Source organism: Bacillus safensis, assembly GCF_039619585.1.
Lineage (GTDB): Bacteria > Bacillota > Bacilli > Bacillales > Bacillaceae > Bacillus > Bacillus safensis.
The window spans coordinates 2,358,987-2,375,845 of the sequence record NZ_CP154909.1 but is presented as its reverse complement, the minus strand read 5'-3'; the positions used below and the strand labels follow the sequence as shown (position 1 = coordinate 2,375,845).

Here is a 16,859-nt window from a genome sequence, read left to right as displayed (position 1 = left end):
GATTGAAAATACAAGATATGATGCAAATAGCGTTAATGACAGCGGTCATCGGGATGTTAGGCTTAATCCCGCCGATTTTACTTACATTTACACCTGTACCGATTACATTGCAAACCGCAGGTCTTTTGCTTGCTGGGGGGCTGTTAAAGCCTAAACAAGCACTAATCAGTTTATGTCTTTTTCTTTTGGTTGTGGCAGCAGGCGCACCTCTTTTGTCAGGCGGGAGAGGCGGGATAGGGGTCTTTTTTGGTCCAAGCGGTGGTTTTCTTCTTGCTTATCCTGTTGCTGCCTTCATGATCAGCTTATGGGTGAACCGGCTGAAAAAAGTAACCGCACTGCGTCTTTTTGTGATCTATGCGGTTTGCAGTATTGTGATTTTGTATATGTGCGGCATCCCCTTTCAAGCCATGATGATGCATATGAAGGTCTCGCAGGCGGCTTTCCTTAGTTTGATTTATCTTCCAGGTGATCTCATCAAAGCGGGAATGTGTGCTGTCTTTACGGTCAAAATCATACAGGCCATGTCATATCGAAAAAGGGATCTGCATAAAGGGAGGCGTGCAGTTTGAACAGAATAACGGAAAGCTATGCAGTACATGCAGAAATGAAACCAGATCAGATTGCCATCATAGATGAGCAAGAAAGCATTACATATCAAGATTGGTATGAACGTGTGCAGAGATCAGCACAGTGGTTACAAGGAACGGTTCATCAGCAAAAAAGAATCGCTTTTTTATTATCAAATGGTGCTTCTTTTTTGCAAATATTTGCGGGCGCTGCTTATTCAGGATGGACAGCCGTTCCGCTTGATCCGAGATGGAGTCATGAAGAATGTGTCGAAAAGCTCCTGTTAAGTGAGGCGGATCTCGCCATTATAGAGGATCGATTGATAAAGAGATTTGAACAGGGAAGCGTGGACATGCCGCTTCTTTCTTTATCTGAATGGAAGGAAAGAATGAGCCTTCTCACAGACAGTCCATATAACAGCTGCGATACCGAGAAGGATCCTGTCTTTTATATGGGGTTTACGTCAGGATCAACGGGCTCACCGAAAGCCTTTATTAGGCGTCAGCAGTCTTGGATCGAGAGCTTTCGAATGACCACTGCTTCATTTGGAATCACTCATCAAGATCATGCTCTTATATTAGGTACACTCTTATCCTCTCACTTTTTATATGGTGCCATCAGTACATTATATTTTGGCGGCACAGTGACGCTTTTAGAAAAATTTGTGCCAGTAAAAGCGAAGAAAGCCTTAGAGACAGGTGATATCACCGTGATGTATACTGTCCCAACAATGACAGAAACGTTACTGCAAATCGAAGCTTTTAGAGAAGACAATCCGCTTCTTGTCATGTCATCGGGAGCAGATTGGAGCATCTCTTCAAAAGAACAGCTCGTGACCAACTATCCACATGTCACTTTTTTTGATTTTTATGGCACATCAGAGTTAAGTTTTGTCTCTTATTTGTCTTCAAATGACTTTATGCAAAAACCTACTTCTGTTGGACGGCTTTTCTCCTCCATTCAAGTAGAAGTAAGGCGGCCCGATCAATCTGTCTGTCAGCCAAATGAAACAGGGAGGATTTATGTAAAGAGCCCAATGACTTTTTCAGGTTACTTGCATGAGCAGAAACCGCCGGAGGAGTGGCTGACAGTTTACGATATGGGATGGCTGGATGAAGACGGTTATCTGTATATGTGCGGTCGTGAGAATGGCATGATTGTCTATGGAGGACTAAATATTTTCCCAGAAGAAATTGAGCGTGTGCTAAATGAACAGCCAGAGGTCAAACGGTCGATTGTGGTTGGCGTTCCTGACCCATATTGGGGTGAAATCCCTGTTGCCATATTGGAGCAAGTGCCGCAAATAAAGGGGGTTCGACAAGCTGTTAAAGAAAAGCTGGCGGCATACAAGGTACCAAAAAAATGGCTTGTGATTGATCAAATGATTGAAACATCCGGCGGAAAAATAGCCCGCGCGAGCATGAAAAAGTGGGCGGAGGAGCAATTGTCATGCAAGCAGTGATCGTAGAAGCAAAACGAACACCCTTCGGTGACAAAAATGGGATGCTGAAAAATTATCGCCCAGAGCAATTAGCCGCTCCCCTTATTCGGCATTTGTCTCAGATGAGGACACCGGATGACGTCATATTAGGCAATGTCGTCGGAGGCGGTGGAAATATGGCCCGTCTGTCCTCCTTAGAAGCAGGTCTTCCTTTACACGTTCCCGGTATGACGATTGACAGGCAGTGTGCCTCTGGTCTTGAAGCGATCAGAACAGCTTGCGTCATGGTTCAATCGGGGGAGGGCACGATGTATATCGCTGGCGGGACTGAGAGCATTTCCAGATCACCAATGAAAGAGAGAGCCCGCTTTTCACCGGAGCGGATAGGAGATCCGCATATGGGAGAAGCAGCAGAGCTGACCGCGTCGGCATTTTCTGTCACGAGAAAAGAACAAGATGACTATGCCCTTTTAAGCTGGGAAAGAAGTTTAGCAGCATTCACACATGGTACATATTCAGAAGAAATCGTTTCGATTGACGGGATGAACATAGATGAAGCGGCTGCTAAAATAAGACCGATGGCAAAGCTGATCAAGCGGGCAAAGCCTGTATTTTTACCGGGAAAAGGAACTGTGACCGCCGCCAATAGCTGTAAGGAAGCAGACGGAGCAGCCGCCGTCGCTGTGATGGAAAGATCGCTAGCGGAAGCAAGTGGATATAAGGCAATGCTACGATACGCCGGAAGTGCTGTGACAGCGATACATCCTCATTTTCCAGCTGCTTCACCAATTGATGCGATCAAGAAGCTTTTACATCAAGAGAACATCAAGGCAGAGGAAGTGGCGTTATTTGAAATCAATGAAGCGTTTGCGCTGAAAGCTGCACTTATTGCCCGGACGCTGGGGATACCATATGACCGGATCAATAGAAGAGGCGGTGCACTTTGCCTTGGGCATCCTTACAGCGCGTCAGGAGCTGCTATGATGGTGAGATTATTTTATGAAGGGCGCGCCTTACCGAATGGAAGCTATGTCATGGCTGCTATTGGAAGCGGTGGCGGCGTTGGTTTAGCCGTTTTGTGGCAAGTTCTGTCATGACATGCATAAGCAAGGAATTGCCGAACTCCGTCGAATCATGTACTATAAAAGCTAGATGTGAGGAGGGCCATGCATGTTTTCAGAACAAAAGAAACGACCATTCTTCAAAAGAAAAATGGGGATCGTCCTGTTATCTGTCCTTGCTGTCATCATCATTGCAGCATTATCAGGCTTTTTATATGTTAAATCAGCACTCGGACCGGTCGATCAAAAAAGTAAACAAACCATTAATATTCATATTCCAAATGGGACATCTGTCCGCGAAATTGCGGGCATTTTAAAAGAAAATGGGCTCATTTCGAATGACGCGATTTTTACTTATTATGCAAAATACAAAAAGGCGTCCGGCTTTAAAGCGGGATATTTTCATTTAAAACAAACAATGGACGCAGACACGCTGATCAAAAAGCTGACATCTGGCGGGACAGATTACGCCTTTCAGCTTGTGATTCCAGAGGGAAGACAGCTGTCTGATATTGCAGCCATTATTGCAAATCAGACGAATTTTTCAGCGAAGGAAGTTGAAGCGAAGCTGGATGATCCTGATTTTATTCAAACACTAATGAAAAAATATCCGAAAACCGTGACATCACAGGTGGAAGGAAAACAGGTGAAACATCCGTTGGAGGGTTATTTATTCCCTGCTACATATCCATTTTATCGTGAGGATGAATCACTCGAAACGATCATTGAAACGATGATTAAACAAACAGATCAATACGTGAAAACGTATGAAAAAGACATGAAAAAGAGAAACATGTCCATACATGATGTGTTAACGATGGCATCACTGATTGAAATGGAAGCAACAGAAAAGACAGATCGGGCAAAAATCTCAAGTGTATTTTATAACCGGTTGAAAAAGGACATGCCGCTTCAAACTGATCCAACCGTTCTTTATGCACTTGGTGAGCATAAATCCCGCGTGTATTACAAAGACCTAAAAGTGAAATCTCCTTATAACACGTATAACAACAAAGGGCTGCCGCCTGGACCTATTGCAAATGCTGGTGAATCTTCTTGGAAAGCCGCACTGCATCCAGAGAAAACGGATTACGTTTACTTCCTTGCGAAGAAAAATGGAGAGGTCGTATTTACGAAAACGTTAAATGAACATAATAAAGCAAAAGCGAAATACATCACAGGCAGCAATTAATGTACAAGTGAATCGAAAAAGACTGTAGACAATACGAGATTGCCTGCAGTTTTTTTCGTTGGAATCTCCATTTTATAGGTTCGCAATTGCCACTTCTTTGTGGTAAAATATATCGGGTTGTTTTTACTTAGATGAACGAAAGATTGACGAGAGAGAGAGCTGCAATAGGCAGGACTCTTCTTTTTCAGGTCATGAAGGAGCTAGACAGATAATGACTATCGAAGATGATCGAATAAATGATTATATTGAACATTTAATTCACCCAAGTCCTGATGCAATCGCTCAATTAGAGATCTATGCAAAAGAGCATCATGTGCCAATTATGGAAAAGGTGAGCATTGAGCTTTTACTGCAGCTGCTTTCGATGAAAAAGCCGAAAAAAATTCTTGAGGTTGGGACAGCGATTGGCTATTCCGCCATTCGAATGGCAACAGCTCTGCCAGATGCTGAGATTTATACGATTGAGCGCAATGCAAAGCGCTATGAAGAAGCAACACGGAATATTGAGGAATTAAAGTTAAAAGAAAGAATACACGTGTTTTTTGGTGATGCGATGGAATCGGCTAAAACGGTTCAAACGATGGCGCCCTATGATGTGATCTTTATTGATGCCGCAAAAGGGCAGTACAAGCGTTTTTTTGAATTGTTTGAACCGATGCTTGCTCATGACGGAATGATTATTACAGACAATGTCTTATTCAAAGGCTTAGTGGCGACAAATTATGAAGAAGAAATTGAAGATAAACGAAAAAAACAATTAATTGGAAAAATTGATCGATACAATCAATGGCTCATGTCAAACCCTGATTTCCAAACGTGCATTATTCCAGTTGGAGACGGGATCGCCATTAGTACAAAAAGAGGTGACCAATCATGAAGAAACCAGAATTGCTTGTGACGCCAAGCAGCGTGTCAGACGTACTGCCATTAATTGAGGCAGGAGCTGATGCATTCTTAATAGGCGAACAAACATACGGTATTCGTCTTGCAGGTGAGTTTTCAAGAGAAGATGTGAAACAAACGGTTCAGCTTGCACATGCCCATCACAAAAAAGTGTATGTGGCGATGAATGCGATTTTTCATAATGACCGCGTGCAGCTGCTTGGAGATTATTTAACCTTTCTCGATTCATTAAGCGTGGACGGCGTCGTCTTTGGAGACCCAGCCGTGATCATGGCAGCAAAGGAAACAGGAGTGAACCTGAATCTTCACTGGAGTACAGAAACGACTGGGACCAACTATTACACTTGTAACTACTGGGGCAGAAAAGGCGCATCGCGTGCTGTTCTTGCAAAAGAGCTGAATATGGACAGTGTGATCGACATCAAAGAAAATGCTGAGGTGGAGATTGAAATTCAAGTTCATGGCATGACATGTATGTTTCAATCAAAACGTACGCTCATCGGCAACTACTTTGAATACCAGGGCAAGCAAATGGATGTCGAAGGCAGAAATATGGAGGAAGGGCTATTCCTGCATGACCAAGAGCGTCAAAACAAATACCCTATTTTCGAGGATGCAAACGGGACACATATTATGAGTCCAAATGATGTGTGTATGATTGACGAATTAGAAGAGTTTGTTGACGCAGGCATTGACTCATTTAAAATTGACGGAATTTTAAAGTCACTTTCTTATATGACAGAGGTGACATCACTTTATAGAAAAGCAATTGATTTACTAACGACTGACAAAGACGCGTATGAAGATCAGAAAGAAGACTGGGTGAAGCGGATTGAAGAGATTCAGCCAGTGAATCGTTCGATTGATACAGGGTTCTTCTTTAAAGAAACGGTTTATTAAGATAAGAGGAGGCAGAGGAAATGGCATTATTGAAAGATGGTATTTCTGAAATGATTGATGGGAAACGTGTCATTACAAAAAAACCAGAACTGCTTGCACCCGCAGGAAACTTGGAAAAGCTGAAAATTGCTGTACATTACGGAGCTGACGCTGTTTTTATTGGCGGGAAAGAATTTGGACTTCGCTCAAATGCAGATAACTTTTCAATTGAAGAAATGGCAGAAGGTGTCGCATTTGCAAACAAATATGGTGCACGCATTTATGTGACAACAAATATCTTCGCTCACAATGAAAATATGGACGGGCTGGAGGAATACCTTCAAGGGATCGAAGGCGCTGGAGTAGCAGGCATTATTGTAGCTGATCCACTGATCATTGAAACATGTAAACGTGTTGCACCGAAGCTTGAAGTCCATTTAAGCACACAGCAATCTCTTTCAAATTGGAAAGCTGTTCAGTTTTGGAAGGAAGAAGGGCTTGAGCGTGTGGTGCTCGCACGTGAAACTAGTGCGCTAGAAATTAGAGAAATGAAAGAAAAGGTCGATATTGAAATCGAAACATTCATTCACGGTGCGATGTGTATCGCATACTCTGGCCGCTGCGTGCTCAGTAACCATATGACGGCAAGAGATTCTAACCGCGGAGGCTGCTGCCAGTCCTGCCGCTGGGATTATGATCTTTATAAACTAGAAGGTTCTGAGGAAGCGCCTTTATTTGGTGAGGAAGATGCGCCATTTGCAATGAGTCCAAAAGATTTGAAGCTTGTTGAATCCATTCCTCAAATGATCGAAATGGGAATTGACAGCTTAAAAATCGAAGGACGGATGAAATCCATTCATTATGTTGCCACTGTTGTAAGTGTATACCGCAAAGTCATTGATGCGTATTGTGCTGATCCAGACAATTTTGTCATTCAGCAGGAATGGTTAGATGAATTAGATAAATGTGCAAACCGTGACACAGCACCAGCCTTTTTCGAAGGCGTACCAGGAACGGATGAACAAATGTTTGGCATCCATGGGAAGAAAACGACATTTGATTTCGCAGGTCTTGTTCTTCATTATGATGAAAAAGAACAAATCGTGACATTGCAGCAGCGTAACTTCTTTAAGCAAGGCGACGAAGTCGAATTCTTCGGACCAGAAATTGAGAATTTCACATGCAAAATTGAAACGATTTGGGATGAAAAAGGAAATGAACTAGATGCTGCTCGTCATCCGCTGCAAATCGTCAAATTCAAGCTTGATCAAAAAGTATACCCTAGCAACATGATGAGAAAGGGGAAATAACAGCCACATGAGGAGTAAACCAGTTGTCATTGGTATTGCTGGCGGCTCGGGTTCAGGTAAAACGAGCGTCACCAATTCGATCTATGAAAAATTTAAAGGACATTCCATCCTCATGCTTCAGCAAGACTTATATTACAAAAATCAAAGTCATATGCCATTTGAAGAGCGCCTGCTCACGAACTATGATCATCCGCTTGCATTCGACAATGACCTGATGTTTGAGCATTTGGAACAGCTCTTAAGGTATGAATCCATTGAAAAACCAATATATGATTTTAAACTAAACACACGTTCAGAAGAGACGGTTCATGTTGAGCCGAAGGATGTCATTATCGTTGAAGGTATCTTTGCGCTCGAAGACGAACGTTTGAGAGATTTAATGGATATTAAACTGTATGTTGATACAGATGCAGACCTTCGCATCATCCGCCGTATTTTACGCGATACGAAGGAAAGAGGCCGGTCGATCGATTCTGTGATTGAACAATATGTATCTGTTGTCAGACCGATGCATAATCAATTCATTGAACCGACGAAACGATACGCCGATATCATCATCCCAGAAGGCGGCCAAAACCATGTGGCGATAGACTTAATGGTGACAAAAATTCAAACGATTCTTCAAAACCGAGCAGAGTAAATGGTGGAGAAGAAAAAGACCTTTACAGTGTAAAGGTCTTTTCAGCATCATATTAATAAACAGTCACGAAAACTTGTCCTAAGACAGACGTCCCTTTATAAAGAGTGATAGTGGCTTTGCCAGGTGAATGAGCGGTCACTATTCCATTAGAGCTAACAGAAGCTACACTCTGTTTATCTGTCCAATAACGTGTAGCTGCAGAATTATAGACCGAGTATTGCTCACCAACTCTTAAAGATACACTGTAATCTTGAATCGAAATCACATCTAAAGTTTGAAATCCAGAAGAGCTGCTATTGACTGTGAAATCCGCTGTTTCTTTGGCTGAAGCCATGCCCATTAGTGAAAAAGATAAGGTAGTGATGGATAGAACAGAAACAATTGTTTTCTTCATGTTCATTTAAAACACTCCCTAGCGTGTATTTGGTCTTGCATTGATAAAATTCAATAAAAACCAAATATTTCCTTGTTAATATTTGTTAATTATATGTGAACATTTATTAAAGCAGCATTCTCGGAAAAAATCTTAAGGGTTTGATATGATAAGAAAACAATGAAGAAAAGAAGAGATGGAGAAATCACTACCACATAGCGAAAGAATGAAGTTGAAAAAGTATATTAAAAAAACGACAAACAAATCATCACAAATTTTCAAACAATTCTTGATCAAAATGCAATTTTGTAATAATATAGCATAGACATATCGTACACTGACCATATTATGTATTGGAAGATGGAGAATGGATAAGCTATTCTTCTACATATGATCGAAATGGCCGAACGAGGTACAGGAGCTTCCTGTGCCTTTCCACAGTTTGTGCGATTTTAGACCGCTGCGAGTGGTCCTGTCTAATAAAAGGCATAATAGTTGCATCTAAAAGGGACGCCATGTAAGATGGACTTTTACGAATATGGTACAGAAGGAATGAGGGCCTGAACATGTCCTCATTCTTGTATATTTCAGTCGTCACTCACGTGCAGAAAGTTTGTATGATGAGGATTAATAGAAGGAGTGAATGATTCATGGCACAAGAGAAAGTATTTCCAATGACAGAAGAAGGAAAACGTAAATTAGAAGAAGAGCTTGAATATTTGAAAACGGTTAAACGTAAAGAGGTTGTAGAGCGTATTAAAATCGCTAGAAGTTTTGGAGACCTCTCTGAAAACTCGGAATATGATTCTGCTAAAGAAGAGCAGGCGTTTGTAGAAGGCCGTATTACAACGCTTGATAATATGATTCGTAATGCTAAAATTATCGAAGATGAAGGAAACTCAAATGTGGTTTCACTTGGTAAAACGGTGACATTCGTTGAATTACCAGACGGGGAAGAAGAGTCTTACACAATTGTTGGAAGTGCAGAAGCTGATCCGTTCGAAGGCAAGATTTCAAACGATTCACCTATTGCAAAAAGCCTTTTAGGTAAACAAGTAGACGACAAAGTAACCGTTCAAACACCTGGCGGAGAAATGTTCGTCCAAATTGTAAAAATTTCATAATCACGTTTATCAGGTAAACACCTCGTCCACAATAGGGACGAGGTGTTTTTATGCGCAAAAAAAGAAGAATTCAATGGACAGGTGCGATTATTTTTATACTATTGCTCGGTCTTCTGATGAGACTGGCAGAAATTCAGCTGTTCTTCACAGAATCGTTTTCAAAGCTTGATATCAATTTAATACAAGAAAGTGTCAAACAGCGAACAGAAGAAGTCGTTATTTCAGACGGGCGCGGTGAGTTTTTAGATCGAAACGGCCAAGCACTTCTTACAAAAGAACAGCCTGCGGTTATCTTATTTCCTTTCCTGCAATATGATCTTCCACGCTTGCAGCAAACCGCCTCTATTCTTGAGATGGAAGAGGATGAACTCAAAAAACAGTTAACAGAAACGAAAAAACCTCTCATTTTAAAAGATGACATCACGAAAAAAAAACTGAAAGACATCAATGATATGAAATATTCAGGTGTGTACGGCGTATATATGAAAGAGAAGGACAAAAAAAGACTTGCCCTCCACACATTAGGTTTCACAAGCGAAAATCCAGAACTACTCAGAAAGCGTTATCCTGACAAAAAAGAGCTTTCCATACGTACTGAAATCGGCACATTTGGGCTGGAAAGCACCTTTGACGAATTTCTATTACCCGAGCAAGACACAAAATTGTTATATCATGTGGACGGAAGGGGAAACCCTTTGTTCGGTATGGACGTCAAATATACAGCAGAAGCTCATTCCTTTTATCCACTTCAGGTACAGACAACGATAGATGAAGACATGCAGGCTGAAATGGAGAAGGTGCTCAAAGACCAAGGCGTTGAAAAAGGCGGTGCCGTTCTGCTCGACATTGAAAGCAGCAGTGTACTGGCAATGGCAAGTACCCCAAATGTCACAAGCAAAAATCGGCATGAGGCAAGAAATTACATGCTGACAGCGATTGCTCCAGGCTCTGTCTTTAAAACAGCTGTACTTGCCGCAGCAATCGAAAAAAACCTTGACCAGCCACAAACCATGTATGACTGTCGAAAGAATTTATATGGAGAGCCTGAAGGAAAACAGGAAGTGCTGAATCTGACGGACAGTTTCTCGCAGAGCTGCAATTATACCTTTGCGGCACTTGCTGAAAAGCTCATTCAAACAGATGATCAAATCATCGAAAAGACGGCTGCAAAGCTTGGACTCATAGATCGAGCTGGCTGGGAAGGGGATGTCTATCATAAGCATCACTTCAAACAGTTTGATCGTGAAGAAACAGGCAGTGTGTGGGGAGATAAAAGAGACAAGCATGTCAAAAAAGCCATTGCACAAACCGCAATAGGACAAAAAAATGTCAAAACGACACCTCTGCAAATCGCGAATATGATGGCTGCGATCGCAAGAGGAGGAGAACGAAAAGAAGTGAAAATCGCAGAAAAAGTGCTGTATCAAAACGGAACAACGATGCTGTCCTTTCAAAACAAACGGCCTGAAGGGGGCAGCATTGACCGCTATACAGCTCAAAAGCTGCAAAAATTCTTAAGGCAGGTGGTGACCTCTGACAAGGGAACAGGAAGAAGGTTTCAAGATTTGCCATTCGATGTAGCGGGAAAATCAGGTACTGCCCAAACCGGCAATCAAGACAAAAAGGGGAATCCGCTTTATCATAAGTGGTTTGCAGGATACTTTCCGGTAGAAAAACCAAAATACGCCCTTGTCGTTGTTCACCTTGACGAGACAAGTGGCCGGGCTAAGACAAATGATGCGTTTTATGATATTGTAAAAAAGGTCAATGAAATTGAAAAGAAACAGACATAGAACATCCCTTCATGACATGTTAGAATAGTAACGACTTAGGGAACAGAGGCAAAGGAGTGCAGAGATTTTGAGTAGAAATTCTCGATTTGAACATCGTGATAAGCGCAGAAAGGCAAATATGGTGCTTAACATATTAATTGGTATCGTTGTGGTGCTTATTTTGGTTGTCGCATCGAGTTTGTTAATTTTTAATAAGCCGAAAGATCCTGATGTAGCGGATGCGCCATCAAAAACGGCACCTGCAACAAGTGAAAATAAACAAAACTCACAAGAAGATGTGAAAGATCCAAAGAAAGACACATCCGATGATTCAGATGCAAAAAAAGATGATTCATCTGATCAAGACGACGAAACGAAGAAGACAGATGATGAAGAAAAACCTAATAAAGATGCGTTAAAAGACGCCAAAGAAACAGATGGCGGCAAAACGAGTGATGTAGACAAAACATACGAAAATGATGACTGGGAGCCTGTAGGAACAGAGCAATCCGGTTCACATACAGCAACCTATGATTCCAGCTCAAAAGACTGGAAAGAAATGATCAAAGCCATGTCCTATGCGACAGGAATTTCAGAAGATCAAATGACCGTTCTTTGGTTAGGAAATAACGGAGGTCCTCAAGATGCAAAAGGAACCATCCGTGATAAATCAACAGGTGAACGCTACCGTGTGGAAATTACATGGGTAGATGAAAAAGGCTGGAAACCTGTGAAGGTTGAAAAATTAAGATGAACATGAAAAAAAGATAGCAGATATGCTATCTTTTTTGTTTAAACATTTGCTTTAAAATGAACAACTGCTGTATACAAAATCCGCTCATCGATCACAGTCGTTTGATGACTGACAGAATGAACGGTCAGCAGAATCGCCTGATTATGTTCAATTTGTTTTTGGATCTTTTGTTCAAGTTCTTTTAAAGATGTAGCTTCAAAAAATTCTATTTTATCCTTTAAAAAATCCAGCTGAAAATCCATTTGATTCACCTCTCTATACTCTTCATTCATCTTAATCTCTCTCCCTCAGAAGGGCAAATGTTTTTCTGTCTCTCCCAGTATTTTTTAGTAGGAAAGAAACAGAAGTTGTGGTAGGATAGGAACTGTTCGACGGAATAAAACATACTATACGCATAGGAATAAATAGATAAAGTGGAGGGAAAGAAAATGGGACGCGAATTTCTTTCTTTATTTGATCATTGGGCCGACTCTTATGACGACACGGTAAGTGGTCATGACGAGCAGTATAGAGAAGTGTTTCGCCGGTATCCGGCTATTTTAAAAGAAATTGCCCGCCGTTCAGGCCAAGATGTTCTTGAGTTTGGAAGCGGTACGGGGAATCTAACAGCGCTGCTCCTTGCAGCTGATAAAAACGTGTTTGGTGTTGAACCATCAGATGCCATGAAGAAAGCGGCTCTTCAAAAAGGACTGCCAGATCTATTTCATGATGGGGATTTTTTATCATTTCCAGCGCCGCCTTTTGAGCCAGATACGATCGTCAGCTCATATGCATTCCACCATTTAACGGATGAAGAAAAAAAACAAGCCATTCACACCTATAGCAACATCCTTCACTCAGATGGTAAAATAGTCTTTGCTGATACAATGTTTCAAAATCAAGCAGCACATCAAGCTCAGATCGACAAAGCGAGAGCCGCAGGGTTCGATCAGCTTGCAGAGGATTTAGAAACGGAATATTATCCATCCATTGATGTGCTAAAGCAAATCTTTGAAGAAGAAGGTTTTAGCACGTCCTTTCATCAAATGAATGATTTTGTTTGGATCGTAGAAGCGAAGAAAAGGGAATGAAAGGATGTTTTTGATTTGAAAATCGCAGTTATAGGTGCAATGGAAGAAGAAGTGACGATTTTAAGAGATCAACTAAAAAATGCTACACAAGAAAACATCGCTGGGTGTGAATTTACAACAGGTGTTTATGAAGATAAAGAAGTGATTTTATTAAAATCAGGGATTGGAAAAGTAAATGCAGCGGTCAGCACAACATTACTGCTTGACCGCTTTCAGCCAGATTATGTGATCAATACAGGATCTGCTGGCGGTTTTCACCACTCATTAAATGTAGGTGATATTGTCATCTCTACTGATGTGAGACATCATGATGTAGATGTGACCATCTTTGATTACGAATATGGACAAGTGCCGGGACTTCCAGCTGCTTTCATTGCAGATGAAAAGCTTGTGAAGCTGGCAGAAGAATCTGCTTTAGAAATTGATCATATTCAAGTGGCAAAAGGAACGATTGCAACAGGAGATTCGTTTATGAATGATCCGGATCGTGTAGCGTTTGTGAGAGAGAAGTTTCCAGAGCTGTATGCGGTGGAAATGGAAGCCGCAGCCGTTGCACAGGTCTGCCAGCTCTTTGGTACGCCATTTGTTGTCGTTCGTGCGCTATCGGATATTGCAGGGAAAGAATCCAATATCTCCTTTGATCAATTCCTTGAGCAAGCAGCGATTCACTCAACCGACCTTGTCTTGCGTATGATAAAGCAAACACAATAAAAGAAGGGGTTTCCCCCTTCTTTTCCATGCAAAGGAAGGGAATCATATGGCTGTCATAAAGGATATTACTGAATTAATTGGCCGCACACCGCTTTTAAAGCTGTCAGGGATTGGCGTCCCAAAAGGCGTTGAGGTGTATGCAAAGCTTGAGATGATGAATCCAGGTGGAAGTATTAAGGATCGTTTAGGTGACATGCTCATCAGAGAAGCATTAGCATCTGGCAAACTGCGTCCAGGCGGAACTATTATTGAAGCAACTGCTGGAAACACAGGAATTGGGCTTGCCCTAAGTGCAAGAAAGCAGCAATTGCATACCATTTTTTGTGTACCAGAACATTTTAGTCAAGAAAAACAACAGCTGATGAAGGCGCTCGGTGCAGAAATTATTCATACGCCGAGAAAAGAAGGCATGAAGGGTGCGATTGATCGAGCCCTTGAACTAGAGGCAAGCCTTGACAATGCCTATTGTGTTTTACAATTTAAAAACCAAGTAAATCCATTGACTTACTACAGAACACTCGGTCCCGAATTATGGTCCGACTTAAAAGGGAATATCGATGTATTCGTGGCTGGAGCAGGATCTGGCGGGACTTTTCAAGGGTGTGCCGCCTATTTAAAAGAGCAGCATCAGGCGTTAAAAACAGTGGTTGTGGAGCCTGAAGGATCAATTTTAAATGGAGGGGACCCGGGCCCGCATAGAACGGAAGGAATTGGCCTTGAATTTATCCCAGACTATATGGAGCAGGCTTTATTCGATGAGATTTACACTGTCAGTGATGATGATGCGTTTCGAATGGTGAAAGAAGCAGCTGAAAAAGAAGGTGTTCTCATCGGCAGCTCTTCTGGTGCCGCTTTATTTGCCGCTTTAGAGGAAGCAAAGAAAGCAGCACCTGGGACAGTCATTGTCACCATTTTTCCTGACAGCAGTGAGCGATATTTAAGTAAAGGAATTTATGAGGGAGGAAAATAGCATGAAACCAAAAACAATGATGATTCACAGCGGAACAACGGGTGATGAAAGAACAGGCGCCGTGTCTGTGCCGATTTATCAAGTGAGTACTTATAAGCAGCCGAAAGCAGGCGAACATACGGGGTATGAATACTCCAGAACAGCAAATCCAACAAGAACTGCACTGGAAACAGTCATTCGTGATCTTGAAGGAGGAGCAAGCGGCTACGCATTTGGTTCAGGGATGGCAGCCATTACGGCTGTGATGATGCTGTTTAACAGCGGAGATCATATTGTCCTGACAGATGACGTGTACGGCGGAACCTACCGCGTCATCACAAAGGTGCTAAACCGTATTGGCATTACTGCAACCTTTGTTGACACAAGTGATCCTGAAGCAGTGAAAAAAGCCATTTTACCTGAAACAAAAGCCGTTTACATTGAATCACCAACCAATCCTTTACTCAAAATGACGGATCTAAAAGCCATCGGCGAATTGACAAAGGAAGCCAACATCTTGATGATTGTCGACAATACATTTTTCACACCGTATTTCCAAAAGCCGATTGAATATGGCGCAGACATTGTCTTGCACAGTGCGACTAAGTATTTAGGCGGCCATAGTGATGTTGTAGGCGGGCTTGTCGTCACAGCGACGAAAGAGCTTGGAGAAGAACTGCACTTTGTTCAAAACTCGACAGGCGGAATTCTTGGACCGCAGGATTCATGGCTTCTCATGAGAGGGATGAAAACGCTTGGACTACGAATGGAAGCACATCAACAAAATGCACAGAAAATCGCTGAGTTTTTAAAGCAACATGCAGCCGTCACACGTGTTTATTATCCAGGTCTCGATACACACCCTGGACATGAACTTGCGAAAACACAAGCATCCGGCTTCGGCGGCATGATCTCTTTTGATATTGGAAAAGAAGAACATGTCGATGTATTTTTGAGCCAGCTTAAGCTGTTTACAATCGCAGAAAGCCTTGGAGCGGTTGAAAGCTTAATTTCTGTCCCTGCCCGGATGACCCATGCGTCCATTCCAAAAGACCGCCGGGAGGAGCTTGGCATCACAGATGGTTTAATTCGTATTTCCGTCGGAATTGAAGATGTGGATGATTTACTACATGATATCAAGCAAGGACTAAGCGCACTGGCGAATGGATAGATTTACATGCTCCTCGCTTTCTCTCACTATGTTAAGCTATGAATAGACATTGATAACTGGAAGGTGAAACAAGTGAAGAAAAAGTGGAGTGATTTAGTGACAGATTACAAGCAGTACGCTTTTATTTTGCTTGCTGTCAGCACCTTTTTATATATTGGTACGATCTTACCGAACCAGCACATCGAAGCATCTCCAAAAATGCTGATGATGGGAATAGATTGTGTTTTCTTATTAGCAGCTTTTATTTGTGTTAAACGCGCGATTTTCTTTCAAAAGAAACTGCAAGAATTAGACGAAGATTAATTCGAAAGCCTCCTCATTTGCCTGAGGAGGCTTTTTTTATTGTATTGGATAAATGGACAAGAATAACAGTAGAAATTTAGTCAAAAACACAAAATTCATCTATATTACTAAAAACAGGTTTACAAAATGGTGCTTGCTGGATATACTTACAAAGTAATTAAAAAAAAAACGTAAAGGAGGCTGAAGAATATGTTATTCGTATCTACTTGTGATCAATTCAACCAACAATTTCATCATGTCATCAGCCTGTGGAAGAGTTCGTGTCCTTCCTTTGCCTTATACGGTGCACGCTTCAAAACTGTTTAAGTAAACGAGGATTTCACACGTATCATCCATTGCAGGTTGGAAGACACTGTCTTTTGATCTGCATTTTTGTGTGCCCGCAGGTCAACTGATAAAGAAGATCTGCGGGCTATTTCGCGTGCTGCGAACTGAAGGGAGGTGAGCGTATATGACAATCCATTTATTTTTTATTACTTTGACGATTAAGCGGAAATACAAGGACATTGAGACCGTTCTTTACGAACAAGAAGTCGAAACAATTTATGAAGAAATGAAACAGAAACAACTAAAGTATATGAACTAAAACAGGAAATGAAAAATGTGAAAAGGAGGAGATTGACATGTTTATGATGCTTG

General features: G+C 41.7%; 19 protein-coding genes. 17 read left to right on the top strand and 2 right to left on the bottom strand.

Annotated features, from left to right (window positions below; all coding sequences use genetic code 11):
* Positions 1-2 precede the first annotated feature (2 nt).
* The 8 genes from AAYR28_RS12215 to udk all read left to right on the top strand — a co-directional run bounded on the left by AAYR28_RS12215 (position 3) and on the right by udk (position 7,993).
* On the top strand, positions 3-569 hold the full coding sequence (locus tag AAYR28_RS12215) for a biotin transporter BioY (RefSeq protein WP_024427872.1): 567 nt from the start codon (positions 3-5) through the stop codon (positions 567-569).
* The gene (locus tag AAYR28_RS12210; protein WP_120208277.1) at positions 566-2,029 is read left to right on the top strand and encodes an acyl-CoA synthetase; all 1,464 of its coding nucleotides are present in this window, start codon (positions 566-568) and stop codon (positions 2,027-2,029) included. The genes AAYR28_RS12215 and AAYR28_RS12210 overlap by 4 nt, the downstream gene beginning before the upstream one ends.
* Positions 2,017-3,105 carry an acetyl-CoA C-acyltransferase gene (locus tag AAYR28_RS12205; protein WP_120208275.1) on the top strand — a complete coding sequence of 363 codons (1,089 nt, stop codon included), beginning with the start codon at positions 2,017-2,019 and terminating at the stop codon, positions 3,103-3,105. Before AAYR28_RS12210 ends, AAYR28_RS12205 begins: the two co-directional genes overlap by 13 nt.
* Before the next feature lie 73 nt (positions 3,106-3,178).
* A complete protein-coding gene (gene mltG, locus AAYR28_RS12200; RefSeq protein WP_120208273.1) occupies positions 3,179-4,261 on the top strand; it encodes an endolytic transglycosylase MltG in 1,083 nt (360 codons plus the stop codon).
* 211 nt (positions 4,262-4,472) lie between these two features.
* Positions 4,473-5,138: an O-methyltransferase gene (locus tag AAYR28_RS12195; RefSeq protein ID WP_039180249.1), complete on the top strand. Its 666-nt coding sequence runs from the start codon at positions 4,473-4,475 to the stop codon at positions 5,136-5,138.
* Positions 5,135-6,064 carry a peptidase U32 family protein gene (locus AAYR28_RS12190; RefSeq protein WP_120208271.1) on the top strand — a complete coding sequence of 310 codons (930 nt, stop codon included), beginning with the start codon at positions 5,135-5,137 and terminating at the stop codon, positions 6,062-6,064. Before AAYR28_RS12195 ends, AAYR28_RS12190 begins: the two co-directional genes overlap by 4 nt.
* A gap of 20 nt (positions 6,065-6,084) precedes the next feature.
* Positions 6,085-7,353, top strand: coding sequence for a peptidase U32 family protein (locus AAYR28_RS12185; protein WP_024423107.1), 1,269 nt, complete (start codon positions 6,085-6,087; stop codon positions 7,351-7,353).
* A 7-nt stretch (positions 7,354-7,360) separates the two neighbouring features.
* Positions 7,361-7,993: a uridine kinase gene (gene udk / locus AAYR28_RS12180; protein WP_024423106.1), complete on the top strand. Its 633-nt coding sequence runs from the start codon at positions 7,361-7,363 to the stop codon at positions 7,991-7,993.
* A gap of 52 nt (positions 7,994-8,045) precedes the next feature.
* Here the strand turns inward: udk and AAYR28_RS12175 are convergent, their stop codons facing one another.
* Positions 8,046-8,393, bottom strand: a complete 348-nt coding sequence (locus AAYR28_RS12175; protein WP_061109401.1) for an Ig-like domain-containing protein — start codon at positions 8,391-8,393, stop codon at positions 8,046-8,048.
* A 623-nt stretch (positions 8,394-9,016) separates the two neighbouring features.
* Here AAYR28_RS12175 and greA point away from each other — a divergent pair.
* The 3 genes from greA (at position 9,017) to AAYR28_RS12160 (ending at position 12,016) form a co-directional block, all read left to right on the top strand.
* Positions 9,017-9,490, top strand: coding sequence for a transcription elongation factor GreA (gene greA, locus AAYR28_RS12170; protein WP_008358505.1), 474 nt, complete (start codon positions 9,017-9,019; stop codon positions 9,488-9,490).
* A gap of 50 nt (positions 9,491-9,540) precedes the next feature.
* The gene (locus AAYR28_RS12165) at positions 9,541-11,283 is read left to right on the top strand and encodes a peptidoglycan D,D-transpeptidase FtsI family protein (protein WP_061109400.1); all 1,743 of its coding nucleotides are present in this window, start codon (positions 9,541-9,543) and stop codon (positions 11,281-11,283) included.
* Between the two features lie 67 nt (positions 11,284-11,350).
* Positions 11,351-12,016 (top strand): YrrS family protein, encoded by a 666-nt coding sequence (locus AAYR28_RS12160; RefSeq protein WP_025092411.1) that lies wholly within the window; start codon positions 11,351-11,353, stop codon positions 12,014-12,016.
* A gap of 38 nt (positions 12,017-12,054) precedes the next feature.
* On the opposite strand, the gene AAYR28_RS12155 is transcribed toward AAYR28_RS12160, so the two are convergent.
* Positions 12,055-12,258, bottom strand: a complete 204-nt coding sequence (locus AAYR28_RS12155) for a YrzA family protein (RefSeq protein ID WP_024423103.1) — start codon at positions 12,256-12,258, stop codon at positions 12,055-12,057.
* A gap of 186 nt (positions 12,259-12,444) precedes the next feature.
* Here AAYR28_RS12155 and AAYR28_RS12150 point away from each other — a divergent pair, with 186 nt between their 5' ends.
* From AAYR28_RS12150 to AAYR28_RS12125, 6 genes are all read left to right on the top strand, one after another.
* A complete protein-coding gene (locus AAYR28_RS12150) occupies positions 12,445-13,086 on the top strand; it encodes a class I SAM-dependent DNA methyltransferase (RefSeq protein WP_046311888.1) in 642 nt (213 codons plus the stop codon).
* A 15-nt stretch (positions 13,087-13,101) separates the two neighbouring features.
* Positions 13,102-13,797 (top strand): 5'-methylthioadenosine/S-adenosylhomocysteine nucleosidase, encoded by a 696-nt coding sequence (gene mtnN / locus AAYR28_RS12145; protein ID WP_024423101.1) that lies wholly within the window; start codon positions 13,102-13,104, stop codon positions 13,795-13,797.
* A gap of 46 nt (positions 13,798-13,843) precedes the next feature.
* Positions 13,844-14,767, top strand: coding sequence for a PLP-dependent cysteine synthase family protein (locus tag AAYR28_RS12140; protein WP_061109398.1), 924 nt, complete (start codon positions 13,844-13,846; stop codon positions 14,765-14,767).
* Position 14,768: 1 nt separating this feature from the next.
* Positions 14,769-15,917 (top strand): bifunctional cystathionine gamma-lyase/homocysteine desulfhydrase, encoded by a 1,149-nt coding sequence (locus AAYR28_RS12135; protein WP_024423100.1) that lies wholly within the window; start codon positions 14,769-14,771, stop codon positions 15,915-15,917.
* Positions 15,918-15,989: 72 nt separating this feature from the next.
* Complete coding sequence (locus AAYR28_RS12130; RefSeq protein ID WP_034624035.1) at positions 15,990-16,220, top strand: YrhC family protein; 231 nt, start codon at positions 15,990-15,992, stop codon at positions 16,218-16,220.
* A gap of 451 nt (positions 16,221-16,671) precedes the next feature.
* Positions 16,672-16,806: a YrzI family small protein gene (locus AAYR28_RS12125; protein WP_065214597.1), complete on the top strand. Its 135-nt coding sequence runs from the start codon at positions 16,672-16,674 to the stop codon at positions 16,804-16,806.
* Positions 16,807-16,859: the final 53 nt, after the last annotated feature.

What these genes read in the sequence shown, in the direction of transcription:
- AAYR28_RS12205 (WP_120208275.1), top strand. Translation starts at nt 2,017, where the DNA reads ATGCAAGCAGTGATCGTAGAAGCAAAACGAACACCCTTCGGTGACAAA.
- mltG (WP_120208273.1), top strand. Translation starts at nt 3,179, where the DNA reads ATGTTTTCAGAACAAAAGAAACGACCATTCTTCAAAAGAAAAATGGGG.
- AAYR28_RS12195 (WP_039180249.1), top strand. Translation starts at nt 4,473, where the DNA reads ATGACTATCGAAGATGATCGAATAAATGATTATATTGAACATTTAATT.
- AAYR28_RS12190 (WP_120208271.1), top strand. Translation starts at nt 5,135, where the DNA reads ATGAAGAAACCAGAATTGCTTGTGACGCCAAGCAGCGTGTCAGACGTA.
- AAYR28_RS12185 (WP_024423107.1), top strand. Translation starts at nt 6,085, where the DNA reads ATGGCATTATTGAAAGATGGTATTTCTGAAATGATTGATGGGAAACGT.
- udk (WP_024423106.1), top strand. Translation starts at nt 7,361, where the DNA reads ATGAGGAGTAAACCAGTTGTCATTGGTATTGCTGGCGGCTCGGGTTCA.
- AAYR28_RS12175 (WP_061109401.1), bottom strand. Translation starts at nt 8,393, where the DNA reads ATGAACATGAAGAAAACAATTGTTTCTGTTCTATCCATCACTACCTTA.
- greA (WP_008358505.1), top strand. Translation starts at nt 9,017, where the DNA reads ATGGCACAAGAGAAAGTATTTCCAATGACAGAAGAAGGAAAACGTAAA.
- AAYR28_RS12165 (WP_061109400.1), top strand. Translation starts at nt 9,541, where the DNA reads ATGCGCAAAAAAAGAAGAATTCAATGGACAGGTGCGATTATTTTTATA.
- AAYR28_RS12155 (WP_024423103.1), bottom strand. Translation starts at nt 12,258, where the DNA reads ATGGATTTTCAGCTGGATTTTTTAAAGGATAAAATAGAATTTTTTGAA.
- AAYR28_RS12150 (WP_046311888.1), top strand. Translation starts at nt 12,445, where the DNA reads ATGGGACGCGAATTTCTTTCTTTATTTGATCATTGGGCCGACTCTTAT.
- AAYR28_RS12140 (WP_061109398.1), top strand. Translation starts at nt 13,844, where the DNA reads ATGGCTGTCATAAAGGATATTACTGAATTAATTGGCCGCACACCGCTT.
- AAYR28_RS12135 (WP_024423100.1), top strand. Translation starts at nt 14,769, where the DNA reads ATGAAACCAAAAACAATGATGATTCACAGCGGAACAACGGGTGATGAA.
- AAYR28_RS12125 (WP_065214597.1), top strand. Translation starts at nt 16,672, where the DNA reads ATGACAATCCATTTATTTTTTATTACTTTGACGATTAAGCGGAAATAC.